This is a genomic window from Bifidobacterium italicum, from assembly GCF_002286915.1.
GTDB classification, from domain to species: domain Bacteria; phylum Actinomycetota; class Actinomycetes; order Actinomycetales; family Bifidobacteriaceae; genus Bifidobacterium; species Bifidobacterium italicum.
In genome coordinates, this window is record NZ_MVOG01000010.1 from 1 (window position 1) to 17,048 (window position 17,048).

The 17,048-nt window shown below is 66.8% G+C and carries 9 protein-coding genes; 1 reads left to right on the top strand and 8 read right to left on the bottom strand.

The window, feature by feature from the left end; genetic code table 11:
• The 5 genes from B1400_RS03655 to aroC all read right to left on the bottom strand — a co-directional run.
• A partial coding sequence (locus B1400_RS03655) for an InlB B-repeat-containing protein (RefSeq protein ID WP_456061884.1) occupies positions 1–2,899 on the bottom strand: 2,899 nt, incomplete at its 3' end.
• Positions 2,900–3,016: 117 nt separating this feature from the next.
• Positions 3,017–8,215, bottom strand: a complete 5,199-nt coding sequence (gene pulA, locus B1400_RS03660) for a type I pullulanase (protein WP_095613106.1) — start codon at positions 8,213–8,215, stop codon at positions 3,017–3,019.
• A 455-nt stretch (positions 8,216–8,670) separates the two neighbouring features.
• Positions 8,671–9,132 carry a type II 3-dehydroquinate dehydratase gene (gene aroQ / locus B1400_RS03665; protein ID WP_095613107.1) on the bottom strand — a complete coding sequence of 154 codons (462 nt, stop codon included), beginning with the start codon at positions 9,130–9,132 and terminating at the stop codon, positions 8,671–8,673.
• Positions 9,133–9,202: 70 nt separating this feature from the next.
• Entirely contained in the window at positions 9,203–10,861 is a 1,659-nt protein-coding gene (locus B1400_RS03670; RefSeq protein ID WP_095613108.1) for a bifunctional shikimate kinase/3-dehydroquinate synthase, read from the bottom strand.
• A 19-nt stretch (positions 10,862–10,880) separates the two neighbouring features.
• Positions 10,881–12,074, bottom strand: coding sequence for a chorismate synthase (aroC, locus tag B1400_RS03675; RefSeq protein ID WP_095613109.1), 1,194 nt, complete (start codon positions 12,072–12,074; stop codon positions 10,881–10,883).
• Between the two features lie 45 nt (positions 12,075–12,119).
• Here aroC and B1400_RS03680 point away from each other — a divergent pair, with 45 nt between their 5' ends.
• Entirely contained in the window at positions 12,120–12,587 is a 468-nt protein-coding gene (locus B1400_RS03680; RefSeq protein ID WP_162288167.1) for a prepilin peptidase, read from the top strand.
• A 15-nt stretch (positions 12,588–12,602) separates the two neighbouring features.
• On the opposite strand, the gene mltG is transcribed toward B1400_RS03680, so the two are convergent.
• From mltG to alaS, 3 genes are read right to left on the bottom strand one after another with little or no spacing between them, the layout of a single operon-like run.
• Entirely contained in the window at positions 12,603–13,802 is a 1,200-nt protein-coding gene (gene mltG / locus B1400_RS03685) for an endolytic transglycosylase MltG (RefSeq protein WP_095613110.1), read from the bottom strand.
• Between the two features lie 24 nt (positions 13,803–13,826).
• Positions 13,827–14,282 carry a Holliday junction resolvase RuvX gene (gene ruvX / locus B1400_RS03690; RefSeq protein ID WP_095613111.1) on the bottom strand — a complete coding sequence of 152 codons (456 nt, stop codon included), beginning with the start codon at positions 14,280–14,282 and terminating at the stop codon, positions 13,827–13,829.
• An 11-nt stretch (positions 14,283–14,293) separates the two neighbouring features.
• On the bottom strand, positions 14,294–16,990 hold the full coding sequence (gene alaS, locus B1400_RS03695; protein ID WP_095613112.1) for an alanine--tRNA ligase: 2,697 nt from the start codon (positions 16,988–16,990) through the stop codon (positions 14,294–14,296).
• Between the last annotated feature and the right edge of the window lie 58 nt (positions 16,991–17,048).

The window sequence follows — 17,048 nt, forward strand, 5'->3', positions numbered from 1 at the left end:
CGAGCGCCGCGACGACGGCCGCGATCGACGAGCCGGTGCTCGCGATGTCGGTCGTCGACGACGCGCCGCCGCCGAGGGACGGACCGCTCTGGCCCGGCGTGCCCGCGGCGCCGCCGGACGGCTTCGTCGCGCCGCCGTTGTCGTCGCNGTCGCCGTTGTCGCCGTTGTCGTCATCGCCGTCGGACGGCGTGTCGACGCGTTCGAAGACGGCGTCGACGTATACGGCCTCGCCCGGCATCGTGAAGGTGCCGTCGGCGGCGACGTCGACGCCGCCCTTCGTCACCTTCCAGCCGGCGAGGCGCCAGCCGGCGTCGGGGGCCGCGGTCAGCGTCACCTTCGTGCCGGGCGCGACGTCGCGCGTCAGGTCGGCGCTCGCGGCACCGCCTTCACCGGCGCCGACGTGCACCGGGAACATCGTGTTCGCCACGCGCCACAGCTGGGTGCCGTAGAACGGGTTGGCGGTGCCGATGAGCATGTGGTCGTCGGTGTTGACGAAGATGCGCAGGCCGTGGTTGAAGGGGTCGCCGAAGCCGTCGTCGGACACGGTCGCGACGTCGACGCCGCCGTCAGCCCCCTCTGTGATCTCGAAGAGGTTGAAGCCGCGCTTCGACTTGGACAGGTACGGCAGCGACTTGAGGAAGGCCTTGAGGTTGTCGACGCTGAGCAGCTTGACGAGCGTCTCGTAGACCTTCTTGAGGCTCTCCGGCATCTGCGGCACGGAGGCGAGCAGCTGCTCGGTCTCCTCGTACATCCCGGCGAAGTCCTCGGAGGCCTTCTCGTCGAGCTGCGCGCCGAGCACGGTGAGCAGGTCGTTCGCATGGAGCAGCCGCGCGGCCGATTCCTCGTCGGACAGGCTCCCGGGGACGATCGATCCGTCGTTGAGGCCGTCGATGAGCGCGTTGCGCTGTTCGTCGCTCAGCGTGACCTTCGCCGCCGCCTCGTCATCGCCGTCCATGTCGGCGAGCGTCGCCATGTGCAGGCGCGCGTCGGCGGCCTCGACGGCCCAGTCGACGAGGGCGTCGGCGTCGTCGGAGCGCGGACGCGCGGGCACCCGCGCCGTGCCGTCGTCCTCGGCGGCGAGCGTCGCCGCGCCGGTCTTGTCGCGGTCGAGGATGAGTTCGATGAAGGTGCGCAGGTAGTGGACGGTGTTGTTCCAGTCCTTCTCGCTCATGTTGAGGACGTCGCCGTTCGTGAACTGCGCAATCGGTTCGAGCAGCGTCGTCGTGTTCATCGTCGACAGGTACATTTTGCCTTCATGCACGGTCGTCTGCCACGTGTACTGGTTCATGTGGTTGCCGTATCCGGAGCCCAGGCCGGTCGTACCGCCGTCGGGGAAGGTCCCGTTCGGGTCGCCGACGAGCATCTCGATGTCCTCATTGGCGTCCATGCGGTAGAGGTTGATCGACTGTTCGAGGTTCGTCGCCTGCGTCACGAAGTTCATGCGCAGCGCGAAGCCCTGCAGCGCGCTCGAGACGTCGTTGTAGTCGCCGATGTACAGATGGTCGTTGTAGATCTGCAGCGTGCAGGCGCCGGCGCTCACGCGGCTCTCGTCCATGCCGAAGGTGTATTTCGCGCCCTTCGTCTTGTCGCCGACGAGCGGACGCCACGTCCAGTCGGCCTTCTCGGTCGGGTCGCCGTTGTTCTCGCCGACGTAGATCGCGAAGGAGCGCACGGTGCCGGTCTGCTCGTTGCGCGTCTCGACGCTGCCGGTGCACACGACGACGTACAGCTTGCCGTTGAACTCGAGCACCTGATAGATGCCGCCGCCTCCGTTGACGTCGGAGCGGTGGATCGCCGGCAGGCCGTCGAAGCTGTCCATGTCGGCGATGACCTTGTAGGAGCCGGGCACCGACGGCGTCTTCGATGCGACGAGGTAGGCCGCGCCCTTGCCGTCGGCGGTCGGCTTGAGGTCGCCGGCGATGAGCGCGTCCTTGAACGAGCCGATCGCGCGCGTCGACGTGAACACGTTCTGCTTGACGAGCTCGCGGAAGCCGGCGGCGTCGACGCTGTCGTAGACCTTCGTCAGGCGGTCGCCGTCGGACGGGTCGACCTCGTAGATACACGGGAAGCCGTTCTGCATCGCCATCGCCGTGCCGATCTCCTGGGCCGTCAGCTCGGTGTTGTTCGTGTCCATGACCATGCCCTCGAAGTACAGCTTGCCGTTCATCTTGAACGCGCTGCGGAAGGTCGGAATGACGCCTTTGCCGCCGTCGACGCCTTCGGACTGGGACATGAGGATCTTCGTCTCGCCGGTCTTCACGTTGAACTTGAACAGCACGCCGCCGGCGCTCTTGCCGTCCGGCTCGCCGAGGTACATGTTGCCGGCGTAGAGCGTCTGGATCAGCGCGGTCGCCTCCTCGACGCTCATGCCCATGTTGGCCGACAGGCTGCCTTTGAGGATCGCCTGCACGCCGAGGCCGCCGTACATCGTGCCGATGTAGACCCAGTCGCCTGCCGATTCGGCCGCGTAGCTGTAGGACTGGCCGCGGTCGCCCTGACCCTGGTCCTTGGCCGAGATCGCGCCGTTGCCGATGTAGTCGACGACGCCGTCGGCGGTCTCGAGACCGTTTTCGGGATGGCTGACCTTCTGGAAGGCCATGCCGTTGCCGGCCGTGTAGACGTTCGCGATGCGCCCGTCAAGATCGGTCTCCTGCGCGCCGGCGGGGCCGGCGAGAGCGCCGATGAGCACGGCGCATGCCGAAAGCGCGCCGATGGCGGCGCGTAGTTTGGTGGTCATTGTTCTCCTCAGGGATGGTTCCGGTGGGGTGCAAAGGCCAGACATTGTGCTGACGGCGAACAAGCTTAGCATGCCGGAAGGCCCCGGCAGGCCGTTTGCGCGCGACGTTTGCACCCATGCCACGCAACGTGTCCCCGGCGCCACGGCATGTGGCCGATGCATAGCTGTGCGGACATGCCGCGATATGCGAAACGGGGAGGCGGACCCGAAGGTCCGTCTCCCCGTTTCCGGTCGGCGCGGCGCCGTTCAGCCGGACGGCGTCACGTCAGCGTCCGCCGTTCAGTGCGAGCGGCGTTCGCGGTTCGCCACGAGCAGCACGGCGGCGGCGATGATCGCGACCGCGGCGACGACGATGACGATGGCGACCGAGGAACCGGTCGAGGCCATGTCGCTCACCGCGCCGGCGGCGTTCGACGCGCCGTCGGAGCCGGTGTCCACATGGTCGTTCGCACCCGGCTGGCCCGGCTGGCCCGGGTTGGCCGGCTGGTCCGGGTTGGTCGGGTCGTCCGGCTCGACCGGATCGACGAGCGCCGACTCCGGACCGAGCACGAGCGCGCTGCCGGCCGGCACGACGACCGCGTCGCCGTCACGGACGGCGATCTTCGCTCCGGCGACCGACGCGTCGACGCCCTGCACGGCCTCGTCGGCCTGCGCCGCGGCCTCGGGGGCGTGGCGGTAGGTGCGGCCGTTCGAGACGAGCACGCCGTAGTCGCCCGCGGTGACTCCCGGCAGCGAGACCGCGTCGGCGTTGTTGTTGAGCGCGACGACGTAGGTGCCACTGTCATCGGAGATCTCGTAGGCCACGACGCCGTCGGCGGACTTGAGGACCTTCGAGTTCTTGCCGATCGCGTCGTAGTCGCCGATGCGGAACGCGGCCGTCTTCTTGCGCAGCGCGATGAGGTCGGCCACATACTGGGCGTTGTCGCCGTAGGCGGCGTCGTTCAGGCGGTCCCAGTCGAGCGCGTTCTTCGTGGCGGCGTTCTTGTAGCTGTTGCCGTCGCCGTCCTTCGAACGCAGGAACTCCTGTCCGAGCTGGATCTCGGAGATGCCGTTGGCGAGGAAGACCGACGAGTTCGCGAGCTTCGAGGCGGCCACCTTCTGCGCGACTTGGCCCTCGTCGAGTTCGCCGTCGGTCTTGGCGCCGAACATCGAGACGTTGAGCTTGTCGTTGAGCGTCAGGTTGTCGTGGATCTCGACGTAGTTGACGATCTGGTTCGCGTTGTCGTACTTGACGTTGGCGTTGCCGTTCGTGCAGTACGCGCCGTCGAACTCGTCGCCGTTGCGGCAGCCGAGCATGTTGTTGAGGATCAGCTGCTCGGTGTCGGCCTTGCCGGTCGCGAAACCGGTGTCCTCGTCGGAGAACACGGAGCCCTTGAGCCCGTCGCGGATCGAGTCGTTGAAGAACGCGACCGTCGAGTTGTGGGTGTCGAGCTCGTAGGCGTTCGGCTGGATCGACATGAGGGACTTGTCCATCGTCGTGTTCATGTCCCAGCCCTCGCCGACGATGACGATCGACGGGTCGATCGCGTCGAGCGCGGCGCGCACGGCCTTCATCGTCTCGAGGTCATGCAGGCCCATGAGGTCGAAGCGGAAGCCGTCCATGTTGTATTCCTTCGCCCAGTAGGTGACGGAATCGACGATGTACTTGCGCATCATCGCACGTTCGGACGCCGTGTCGTTGCCGCAGCCGGAGTTGGAGACGAGCGAGCCGTTCTGGTAGCGGAAGTAGTATCCCGGCACCGTCAGGTTGAACGGGTTCGTGTTGACGTCGCCGACGTGGTTGTAGACGACGTCCATGATCACGCGAAGGCCGTTCCTGTGCAGCCCGTTGACCATCTCCTTGGCTTCGACGATGCGCGCCTTCGGATCGGCCGCGTTCGACGAGTAGGAGCCTTCCGGAACGTTGTAGTTCTCCGGATCGTAGCCCCAGTTGTAGTTGTTGTCGTCGGTCGGCTTCGTCTCGTCGACGCTCAGGTAGTCGTACATCGGCTGGATCTGCACATGCGTGACGCCGAGTTCCTTGAGGTAGTCGACGCCGGTCGCCTTGCCCTCGGAGTTCTTCGTGCCGTTCTCGATCATGCCGAGGTACTTGCCGCGGTTGGCTTCCGAGACGCCGGAGTTGGCGTTGCTCGAGAAGTCGTGCACATGGGTCTCGGCGATGACCGCGTCCGTGTTCTTCGAGAACGGGGCCATGCGGTCGGAGCCTTCAACCGTCGTCTGCTCGTCGGACAGGACGACGGAGCGGCGGCCGTTGACGACCGATGCGCGCGCGTACGGATCCGGCGAGTCGTTCTTCGTGCCGTCGGCGAAGGAGACGCGGTAGACGTAGGCGGTGCCCGGCGCGACCGTCTCGGTCGCGGACCACACGCCCTTGGCGCCGCGCTTCATCGCGACCGTCTTGTCCTCGGGCGCGTCGGCGGTGTCGGAGGCCTTGAACGTGACGAGCTCGACCTTCGCCGCGGTCGGCGCCCACAACTTGAACGTGGAGCCGTCCTTGCCCCAGGTCGCGCCGAGATCGTCGCCGTCGTAGGCGTATTCCTTGTCGAATGCGTCGGTGCGCACGACGGATCCGGCGACGGCGTCGGCGGAGCCGAAGCCTTCGATCGTCACCGTGTACTTCGCGGTCAGGTCGAGGTCGTCCTTGAGCGTGACCGTGACGACGGTGCCGTCGGTCTTCACGTCGGCGATCGCGAGCTTGTTGCCGTCGGCGTCGGTCACCTTGACGTCCGACGCCTTGACGTCGGCCGGCTTCGTGAGCTTCGCGTCGATCGCGTTGTTCTGCGCGATCTCGGCCGTGGAGATGCGGGCGCCGAGCGCCGGACGCGCCGTGTAGACGGTCGGGTCGTCCTGCATGAGCCACACCTCGGCCTTCGCGGTGCCGTCGTTGCTGAAGACGAGCGCGTCGGCGCTCATCTTGATGTCGCCGTCAGAGCCGTCCTTCTTCTTCCACTCGTCGACGCCGTAGCGGCGCAGCAGGCCGAAGTCGGAGTCACCGTTCGAAGCCTGGTAGGTGTAGTTGGAGAAGGAGGCCGTGGCCAGCTCGCCCCAGTCGTCATGGCTCGTGAACTTCGCGGCGAAGCCGTTGCTGTTCGAGTTCCACATCCACAGATCCCACTGCGGGACCTTCGTGTCGGCGTCGGCGGCGTCGAAGTACAGGCCGTCGTTGCGCATGTAGTGGACGGTCACGTCGACCTTGTCCGCCTTGCACTTGTAGTCGGCGGGAGCCTCGGTGAGCGTCGCGTTTGCGTCGCCGGTGCCGTCGACCCACACCTCGACGGTGCCGGTCTTGCTCACGGTGACGCTGCGGTCGCCGCCGAACTTGTTCCAGTCCTCGGTCGTGATGATGAAGCCGAGGTCCTCGAACTTGCCGTCGAAGGTGAGGTCCGCGACCTTGCCGTAGCAATCCTCGCCGGTGAACGGATGGTTCACGGCCGTCATGTCGGCGCCGGCGGTGTCCTTGCCCCAGACGTAGACGCCGCGGTTCGCGGTGGCCTCATCGGCCGCCGGCTTGTAGTGCACGACGAGACGGGTCTGCGCGCCGATCGCCTCCGGGTTGCCCACGCTGAGCGCGCCGTTCTCGACGCCGACCTGCGTGATGCCCTTGGCGATCAGGTAGTTGGAGCCGTTGTTGCTGTCCCAGTCGCTACCGCCGTCGTTGAAGCAGATCTGGTGCTCCTCGCCCTTGGTGTCGATCGTCTTCTTGTAGTAGCCCTGCGCGTCCGGTCCTTCCATCTCCTCGCCGGGGGCGGCCGTCCAGTCGCTGCCGGCGCCGTGGTGCACGAAGACCTTGTCCCACTTCTTGGTCGGCTTGTACCAGACGGTCGTCGTCTGGTCGTCCGGCTTGACGGTGGTGTCCGGGATCACGACGTCCGGGGTGCTCGGATCGACGACCACGTCGGAGGCCGGGTGCGTCGCCTTCGTGGCGCCGCCGTAGATCGCGACGGCCTGCATCGCCGGCACCGTCGTCTTGACCTTGCCGCCGGAGACGGTGACCGTCTTCGAGCAGTCCTGCACGGCGTAGACGTCGCAGTACTCGCCGTCGGGCATCGAGGTCGCGTATTCGGCCTCCTTGTCCTCGGTCGAGTTGTTGATCGCGACGAAGCCCTTGTCACCGCGCGAGAACGCGATGTTGTTGGCGCCGTCGTCCTGCCAATCGGAGACCGACGTGCCGTCGACGTAGTTGTGGAAGGCGATCATGCCGCGCGTCGTCGTCCAACGCTGCTGGCAGTTCCAGTCGCCGTCCTTCGTCGAGCACGCCTGGTCGAAGTCGACGTCCGGCACCGAGGTCTCGGTCGCGCCAGGGGCGCCGGCGGCGTTGTCGTCGTACTTGTAGTCGGAGAGCAGACGTGGCGTGCCGTAGTCATAGGCGAGCATGAATGCGTTCGCGAGCGCGTACATCGAATCGTTCTTGTACGTGATCGCACCGTCGTTGCGAGCGGTGTCCCAGTTCGTCACGAAGACGTTCGCGTCCTTGGACGCAATCGCGTTCGGATTCGACGACAGGTCGCCGATGCGCGTCGAGAGGTCCTTGAGTTCGGCGATCTTGCCCTTGAACTTCGCGTTGAGGTCCGACTTGTAGTCGAACTGCGTCACGGTGCCGGTCTCCAGGTAATTGCGCGGCTGGATGCCGGGCGCTTCGCTCGCATTGCCGATGACTTCCTGGATCCAGTAGATGTCGTTGGCGTTCTTGCCGACCTTCGTGGCCATCTGGTCCTTGATGGCCTTCATGTCCTCGTTGTTGATGTGCTTGACCGCGTCCATGCGGAAGCCCTTGACGCCCATCTTGTAGAGCTTGGCGAGGTAGTCGGACTGGATGTCCTGCACCTTGGCCGACGACGTGTCGAAGTCCCACATCGAGTTCAGGCGGCCTTCCTGCACCTCCTGCTGGTTCTTGTAATCGGAGACGCTTGCGCCGTTGTTGTAGTCATGGAAGTCGGCGGCGGTCACACCTTGCGGATATTGGCCGTTTTCGCCGGTGAAGCCCGGATAGTCGCCGGTCAAGCCGTTGTACTTTGTGCCCGCCACACCGGTCTGCTCGCCTGCAGCGACATCCAAACCGGTCGTCTGGTTGAGCACGACGTCGGCGATGATGCCGACGCCCGCCGCGTCGCAGGTCTCGATCATGTCCTGGAACTCGGCTTCGGTGCCGAGCTTCGAATCGAGCCTGTAGCTGACCGGCTGGTAGCTCGTCCACCACTGCGTGCCCTGGATCGACTCCTGCGGCGGCGAGACCTCGACGTATTTGACGCCCTGCGGCCCGTAGGTGTTCGTGCACTCCTTCGCGATCGACTTCCAGGTCTGCTGGAACGCGATGACCTGCACGTCGGTCGCCGCGGGAAGCGCCGTGCTTCCCGTGTCGGCAGGGGCGGCGTTGGCCGCCATCGGCACCGTGAGCAGCGCACCCGAGCAGGCCATGGCGAAGGCCACGCCCATCCCGGTCGTGCGGCGCATCGCAGTGCGGAACTGCTGATTCACCATATGTTGTCATTCCCTTTTTCTCTGACCGGCCAGGTCCGCCGGCGGCATCGCGATGCCGGCCGTCTCGCCCATCCGGTTTGCCAATGTATGCAGACCCGCTTGCATATCATGCAAGGATTTCCGGGGCATTCGCCAACGAATGGTGCATACGTTTGCAGCGAAATCATCCCTCATAATACCTCAGCTGTGAGCAAAAATCCACCGGAACGCGCGTGCGTGGACGATGCACGTCCCCCTTTCCCCTCCCCCACCACCTTGCTGGGGCCTCTTCAGCCATCGTCGCCCCATGCGGCAGCCAACCCGGAGTCACTTCGGAAACCGCCGATGGCATCCGTATCTGTGGGACGACGAAAAACGTCCGGGTCCCGCAATCCTCTTGGATTATTGCGGGACCCCGACGTCGTCCGCCGCGATATACGCGGACTTCAGGAAATGCACTCCGGCTTCGAACGCGTTCAACCCTTCGTCAGTTCGGCGACGGCCTCGAGCGCGAGCTTGTAGCCGAGGAAGCCGAGGCCGGTGATCGTGCCGGTGGCGACCGGGCTGATCACTGAACGCTTGCGGAACTCGTCGCGCGCCGCCGGGTTCGAGATGTGCACCTCGATAAGCGGCATGTCCGCATCGAGCACCATGTGCGCCGCGTCGGCGAGCGCATACGAATAATGCGTGAACGCCGCCGGGTTCATGACGACCGCCTTCTGCCGCTCGGCGGCCTCGTGCATCCACTGCACCATCTGCGCCTCGTCGTCGGTCTGCCGCACGTCCACGTCGAGCCCGAGGGACTCGCCCCACTGCGTGCACAGCCTGCGCAGCTGCTCGAGGTCCTGCCTGCCGTACACGTCCGGCTGGCGCACCCCGAGGCGACCGAGGTTCGGCCCGTTCACGACGATCACGTTGACCGGCTCATTTTCGGCCATATCCACTCCATTCCTTGGAAAACGTTGTCAGCCCCATGATAGTGCGCGATGGTGCCGGGCGCCGTGCGCGTCATGCCTGCTGGCGCACACGTTCGAAGGCCTCGCGCACCGTCTGCGGGTCGGGGTCGTCGAGGTGGAACGGCCTGCCGATCTCCTCGAGGCCGACGAAGCGCAGCGTGTTTCCGCGCGCCTTCTTGTCGCGGTGCATCAGCGCGAGCACCTCGTCGAATCCGGCGCCGTTCCACGAGGTCGGCAATCCCAGACGGTCGAGCAGGTCGTAGGTGTATTCGACGGTCGGGCGGTCGAGGTGCCCGGTCAGGTTGGACAGCTCGGCCGCGTAGACCATGCCCACGGCGACCGCGTTGCCGTGCCTCCAGCGGAAATGCTCGAGCTGTTCGATCGCGTGGCCGAAGGTGTGCCCGTAGTTGAGGAATTCGCGCAGTCCAGCCTCCTTGAGGTCGGCGCGGACGTGGTGGGCCTTGACGCGCACCGTGCGTTCGATGAGTTCGGCGACGACCGGCTTGAGCGGCGAGTCGAGGAAGGCCTCTCCGTCGAAGGCGCGCAGCTCGTCGGCGTGGTCCTCGAGGATCGTGAGGATCTCGGGATCGCGGATGAAGCCGGACTTGGCGACCTCGCCGAGGCCTTCGATGAAGATGTCGTTCGGCAGCGACGTCAGCGTCCTCAAATCGGCGAGCACGCCCGCGGGCGTGTAGAACGAACCGACGAGGTTTTTGCCCTGCGGCGTGTTGACGCCGGTCTTGCCGCCGGTGGAGGCGTCGACCATCGCGAGCAGCGACGTCGGGCAGTTCACGTAGCGGATGCCGCGCATCCACGTGGCGGCGACGAATCCGGCGAGGTCGGTGCAGGCTCCCCCGCCGAGGCCGACGATCGCGTCGGAGCGCGTGAAGCCCTCGTTGCCGAGCCGCTGCCAGATGCCGTCGGCGACCTGCACGGTCTTGCCGGCCTCGGCGTCCGGGATCACGATGTCGCTCACCTCGTAGCCGGCCTTGCGCAGGATCGCGCGCGCCCTGTCGGAGTGCCGCTGTACCGACTGCGTGTGGATCAGCGCGACGCGCACCGGACCTGCGCCGAGCACGTCGGGCAGATGGTTGAGCGCGCCCTCGCCGATCCTCACGTCGTAGGGTTCGATGCCGGCGCCGTCCACATGGACGATTCCCTCGTTCGTCATTTCGATCATCTTCCTTGCCGCTGCCTTCGGCGTCATGCCGTGCGTGCGCACGATCACGTTCGCCACCTGCCTGTAGACCGGGTCGCGCTGTTCGTAAAGCGCCATCCAGCGCGCGTCGGCGTCGCCGTCGAGCATAGGGCGTCCACCTCCCCTGCGCGCGCGCTCCATCGCCTCCGACGGATCGGCGAGCAGGTAGATGACGCGCCCGCCGTGTTCGGCGTAGTCATGCAGCGCCTCGCGCACGGCCGGCGTCATCGGCGCGCCGCCGCCGAGCGCGTAGATGCCGTCGAAGGAGCCGAGCGTCTCGGCGACGGTCCTTCGCTCGACCTCGCGGAACGCCGCCTCGCCGTGCCGCGCAAAGTACTTCGGGATCGACATGCCGATCGCGTCCTCGATCTGCTGGTCCGCATCCGCGAAGCCGATGCCGAGCATCTGCGACATCTCCTTGCCCAGCCGCGTCTTGCCTGCGCCCATCATGCCGACGATGACGGCCGCCGGGCGCCTGCGCGCGCCGGTGTCGTGTCTGCTGTGCGTTGCCATTGGCCGTCCTCCCGCGCGCTCAGCGCATGTGCTCGGGCCACGAGGCGACGTACGACTCGATGTTGCGTCGCGTCTCGTCGACGCTGTCTCCGCCGAACTTCTCGAGCAGGTACTTGGCGAGCGTGAGCCTGACCATCGCCTCGGCGACGACGGCCGCAGCGGGCACCGCCGTGCTGTCGGAACGCTGGTTGATCGCCTGCGCCGCCTCGCCGGTCGTCACGTCGACGGTGCGCAGCGCCTTCGGGATCGAGGGGATCGGCTTCATCGCGGCGCGCACGCGGATCGGCTGACCGTTGGACATGCCGCCCTCGATGCCGCCGGCGCGGTTCGTCAGACGTTCGATACGGCCGTCGGCGCCGGCGACCATCTCGTCGTGCGCCTGCGAGCCGGGACGCATCGCCTCGAGGAAGCCGTCGCCGATCTCGACGCCCTTGATCGCCTGGATGCCCATGAGCGCGGAGGCGAGCGCCGCGTCGAGCCTGCGGTCGGACTCCACGTAGGTGCCGACGCCGGCCGGCATGCCGTAGGCGATTACCTCGATGACGCCGCCGAGCGTGTCCGCGTTCGCCTTCGCCTCGTCGATGCGGGCGATCATGCGCGCCTCGGCGTCCTTGTCGAGCGTGCGCACCGGGGACGCATCGAGCATGTCGACGTCGTCGGGCGTCGGCAGCGGCATCGCCGTCGGATCGTCGACGCCGGCGCCGCCGATCGAGACGACATGGGAGACGGTGCGCACGCCGGCCACCTGTTCGAGCAGCTGGCGCGCCACCTCGCCGAGCGCGACGCGCGACGCCGTCTCGCGCGCGCTCGAGCGTTCGAGCACCGGCCGGGCGTCGTCGAAGCCGTATTTGCGCATGCCGGTGAGGTCGGCGTGCCCCGGGCGCGGACGGCTCAGCGGGGCGTTGCGGCCCTCGCGCGCGAGCTCATGGTCGAGCGGGTCGGCGCTCATGACCTCGGTCCACTTCGGCCATTCGGTGTTGCCGATCTCGATCGCGATCGGCGAGCCGAGCGTGCTGCCGAAGCGCACGCCGGTGAGCATGCGCACCTGGTCCTGCTCGAACTTCATGCGCGCGCCGCGGCCGTAGCCGAGACGGCGCCGCGCGAGCGCGCCGCGGATGTCGTCCGACGTGATCTTCACTCCTGCGGGGACGCCTTCGATCATCGCGACGAGCGCCTCGCCATGCGATTCGCCAGCGGTCTGCCAACGCAACATGCCAACTCCTTTGGTCCGTGGGAAAACTGTGACTATCTTAACGGTATGCCGTACCTTTGCTGCCTGCCCGGACTGCTTTGTGGAATCGCGGCGTGCGTGACCGACCTGCGTCGGCGCACGGTCCCGCGGCGGCTGATCATGGCCGGGATCACGACCCAGCTTCTGGCATGCGTGCTGCTGGCGTGGATCGCAGGCGACCCATCCGCGCCGTTGCGCGCCTGCGCCGGCCTGATGTGCGGCGCAGGAGTCCAGCTCGCGCTCGCCCTCATCCGCCCCGGCGCGCTCGGCTTCGGCGACGTCACCGCGAGCGCGCTCGTCGGCTGCGTCGTCGGCGTGTTCGGCCCCGTCCCCTTCGCGCGATGGTGGCTGCTCATGGGGGTCTGCGGCCTGCTGTGGCTGGCGGTGTGGTCCCAGTATGCGAAACGGCGCCCCGGCGTGGACGCCAGAGTGCCGTTCGTCCCGGTGGTCGTGACGGCGGGGCTGCTCGCCGTGCTCTCCACGGTCGCGAACTGAGGTGCGGATGTTCCCTCAGTTCGCGTGCTCGTTGTTTGCCTTGTATTCCTGCACGTACTGCTCGAACTGGTCGTAGCTGGACGTGAACTTCGTCTCGCCGGTCTTCAGGTCGGTCGTCACGAAGTACAGCCAATCGCCGTCCTCGGGGTGCATCGCCGCCTCGATCGCGTCGTCGCCGGGGTTGGAGATCGGCGTCGGCGGCAGTCCCTTGTTCACGCGCGTGTTGAAGGGGTTCGATCCGTCGTTGAGCTGTTCGTTCGTCAGCTCGGTGCCGTTGATCTTGAAGCCGTAGGCGACCGTCGAGTCCATGCCGAGCGGCATGTCGTCCTTGAGCCTGTTCTCGATGACGCGGCTGACCTTGCCGTAGTACTCCTGCGAGTTGACCTCGGCCTCGACGATCGACGCGATGATCAGGATGCGCTCGCGCTGGTCGCCTTCGGGCACGCCGAGCGCGTTGAGCTTCTCGATCCTCGCCTGCACCATCTGCTGCAGGATCGAGGCCGGCGTCGGGTCGTCGCCGATGTTGTACACGCCGGGTTCGAGCCATCCCTCGAGCTTGCCCTTCGCGCAGGCGGGCAGGATCGCCCCCGTCTTCGCGGCGTCGCCCACGTAGTCCTCGAATTCCTTGAGGGCGATGCCCGAGGATTCGGCGGCCGTCTTGAGTACGTCGTCGAGGCGTTCGCCCTGGCGCACCTCGACGAAGCCCTTCGCGTTGCCCTCGTCGGAGAGGATCTTCGCGGCTGCCGACGCCTTCATATGGTGTTTGAGCTCGTATGTGCCCGGATACAGCGTGTAGGAGTTGCTCGCGACGACGCTCGTGAACGCGTCGACCGATTTGATGACGTCCGCGCGCCGCAGTCCTTCGGCGATCTCGGCGACTCCCTGTCCGGATTCGACGGTGAAGGCGACGTCCCCATCCCCCGGCCCCGGATAGTCGTCGACGACCGAGGTGTCGGCGAGCGTGTCGCGGCGCCACTGCTTGATCTTGCCGACCGCGAGGACGCCCAGGCCGACGCACAGCGCGACGACGACGATCGAGGCGATGACGACGACGAGGCGCTTGCGACGCCTGTGCTTGCGGCGCCGGCGCATGTCGCGGCGCGAGCGCGGCGGCTCCGGCGGCATCGACGGGCCGTCACCGGAGTCGGTCCGTCCGGCTTCGGAACCGTCGTCCCAAGCGTCGTCGCTGAAAAAATCGTGGAAATCCTCAGGCACTCTCACTCCTCTGAACCGTGCGCGTCAGCGCCGTGCCCGCTCCAACGCCGTCTGCAGGATCGTCACCGCTGACTGCTGGTCGACGACGGCGCGGTGCCGACGGGTGCCCAGCTGCGCATCGAGCAGCCGACGATGCGCGTCGACCGTCGTAAGGCGTTCATCTATGAGCATAATATCAGGCATCCAGTCGATGCCGGACAGATCGTCTTCCATTTCGGCCTCGAGCCGCGCGCCGAGCGCCTTCGCCCACCGGCGCGCCTTCTTCGCGCTTTTGCCCTCGGTGCCGTCCATCTGCAGCGGCAGGCCGACGACGACGCATGCGACGCGTTCGTCCTCGATGACGTTGAGGACGTCGTCGAAAGCCTGGAAATAATCCCCGCGCACGGTGATGTTCCCCGCGGGGTGGGCGAGGGTCAGCTCCGGGTCGGACAATGCGAGTCCGACCCGGGCGTTCCCCAGATCGATGCCTAGCCAAACCATACGGCGTCGGATCAGGCCTTGCGCGCGTCCTTGACGAGCGCCGCGACGGCGTCGTCGATCTTCGACGCGTCGGAGCCGCCGCCCTGGGCGAAGTCCGGCTTGCCGCCACCGCCACCGCCGAGGATCTTCGACGCTCCGCGCACGAGGTCGCCGGCCTTGATGCCTTCCTTGCGGGCCTCCTCGTTCGTCGCGACGGCGACCATCGGCTTGTCGTCCTCGTTGACGCCGGCGAGCGCCACGACGACCGGCCGGTCGTCGCCCAGGCGGTTGCGGATGTCCATGACGGTCTTGCGCAGCACGTCGAAGGAGCCGAAGTGGCCGACGTTCTTCGCGGCGACGACGATCGGCGCGTCGGACGCCTTCGCGTCCTCGACGATCTGCGGGACGGACGCGGCGAGCTGCGCCTCGTACATCGCCGCGAGGCGGCGGTCGGAGTCCTTGAGCTTGGCGAGCAGCGTGCTGACGCGCTCGGCGAGCTCGTCGGGGCGCGCGTTGAGCGTGTCGGACAGCTGCGAGACGAGCGCGTGCTCGCGGGCGTTGTAGTCGTAGGCGCCCTGGCCGACGAGCGCGTCCACGCGGCGCACGCCGGAGCCGACCGACGCCTCCGACATGATGTTGACGAGACCGATCTTGCCGGCGAAGTCGACGTGCGTGCCGCCGCACAGCTCGCGGCTCCAGCCGTCGTCGCCGATCGTGACGACGCGCACGACGTCGCCGTACTTCTCGCCGAACAGATGCATCGCGCCGAGCGCGATCGCGTCGTCGAACTTCATCTCCTGCGTCGAGACGTGCAGGTTGTCGCGCACGCGGTCGTTGACGCGCGCCTCGACGGCGCTCATCAGCTGCTTCGTCGGGGCCTTCGGCCACTGGAAGTCGAAGCGCAGGCGGTTCGGCGCATCCTCGGAACCGCGCTGCGTGGCCTGGGGGCCGAGCTCCTCGCGCAGCGCCTTGTGCACGATGTGCGTGGCGGTGTGCGAGCGGGCGATCGCGCCGCGGCGCTCGATGTCGATCTCGGCGGTCACCTCGGCGCCGACGACGAGCGTGCCCTCGATGAGGCGGCACTGGTGCACGATGAGGTCCTTGATCGGCTTCTGCACGTCGTCGACCTCGAGCACGGCGCCGTCGTCGGAGACGATGTCGCCCTGGTCGGCGAGCTGTCCGCCGGCCTCGGCGTAGAACGGCGTGCGGTCGAGGATGACCTCGACGGTCGCCGGCGCGGAGACGGCCGGCACGGCGCCGACGCCCTCCATCATGATGCCGAGGACGCGGCTGCGCGACGTCATGTCGGTGTAGCCCAGGAACTCGATCGGCGCCTCGAGCTTGTTCTTGAAGTCGTCGTATTCGCTCAGGTCCACGTTGTGGCGCTTCTTGAGCGCGTCCTGGCGGGCGCGCGACTTCTGCTCGTTCATGAGCTCGCGGAACTTCTCCTCGTCCACCTTGACGCCCTGCTCGGCCGCCATCTCGAGCGTGAGCTCGATCGGGAAGCCGTAGGTGTCGTGGAGCGTGAAGGCGGCGTCGCCGGAGACGACCGGCTGCGCGCCGTCCCGCTTGCCGGCCTCGTCCTTCGCCTTGTTCACGGCCATGTCGAAGATCTCGATGCCGTTCGTCAGCGTGCGGCGGAACGCGTCCTCCTCGCCGTAGGCGGCCTCGGAGACGTCGTGGAACGTGTTCGCGAGCTCCGGGTAGTTCGGCTCCATCGCGGCCTCGGACACCGGCAGCAGCTCGGGCATGACCGGCGTCGTGACGCCGAGCACGCGCATCGCCTCGATCGTGCGGCGCAGCAGACGGCGCAGCACGTAGCCGCGGCCGGCGTTGCTCGGGCGCACGCCGTCGCTCATGATCATCAGCGCGGAACGCACGTGGTCGGCGACGACGCGCATCTTGACGTCGGCATCCTTGTCCTCTCCGTACTTGATGCCCGAGAGCTTCTCGGCGGCCTCGATGACCGGGAAGACCTCGTCGGTCTCGTAGATGTTCTGCTTGCCCTGCAGCAGGTAGGCGAGACGTTCGAGGCCGGCGCCGGTGTCGATGTTCTTGTGCTTGAGCTCGCCGGCGATGTGCAGCTCGGTCTTCGACTTGACGTTGTCGACCATGTAGTTCTCGAAGACGAGGTCCCAGATCTCGATATAACGGTTCTCGTCGGCGATCGGGCCGCCCTCCTTGCCGTATTCGGGACCGCGGTCGACGTAGATCTCGGAGCACGGGCCGCCGGGGCCGGGGCCGCCGGTCGTCCAGAAGTTGTCCTCCATGCCGAGGATCTGGATGTGCTCGGGGTCGACGCCCTCGTTCTTCCAGATCGCGCGCGCCTCGTCGTCGTCGGTGAAGGTCGTCATCCACAGCTTCTCGGGGTCGAAGCCGTAGCCGCCCTGCTCGACCGGGCTCGTCAGCAGCTCGTAGGCGTAGTGGATCGCCTCCTCCTTGAAGTAGTCGCCGAAGGAGAAGTTGCCGAGCATCTGGAAGAAGGTGCCGTGGCGGGTCGTCTTGCCGACCTCGTCGATGTCGAGCGTGCGCACGCACTTCTGGTTGCTGGCCATGCGGTGGCTCGGCGGCGTCTGCTCGCCCATCAGGTACGGGATGAACGGCACCATGCCGGCGATCGTGAAGAGCGTCGTCGGATTCGGCGAGATGAGCGAGGCGGACGGCACGATGAGGTGGTCCTGCTTCTTGAAGTAGTTGAGATATCGCTGGGCGATCTCCGCGGTGCGCATTGCTTGCGGCTCCTTATGTACTTTGGTGTCCGTGGATGGATGATGAACAATGTTGAAC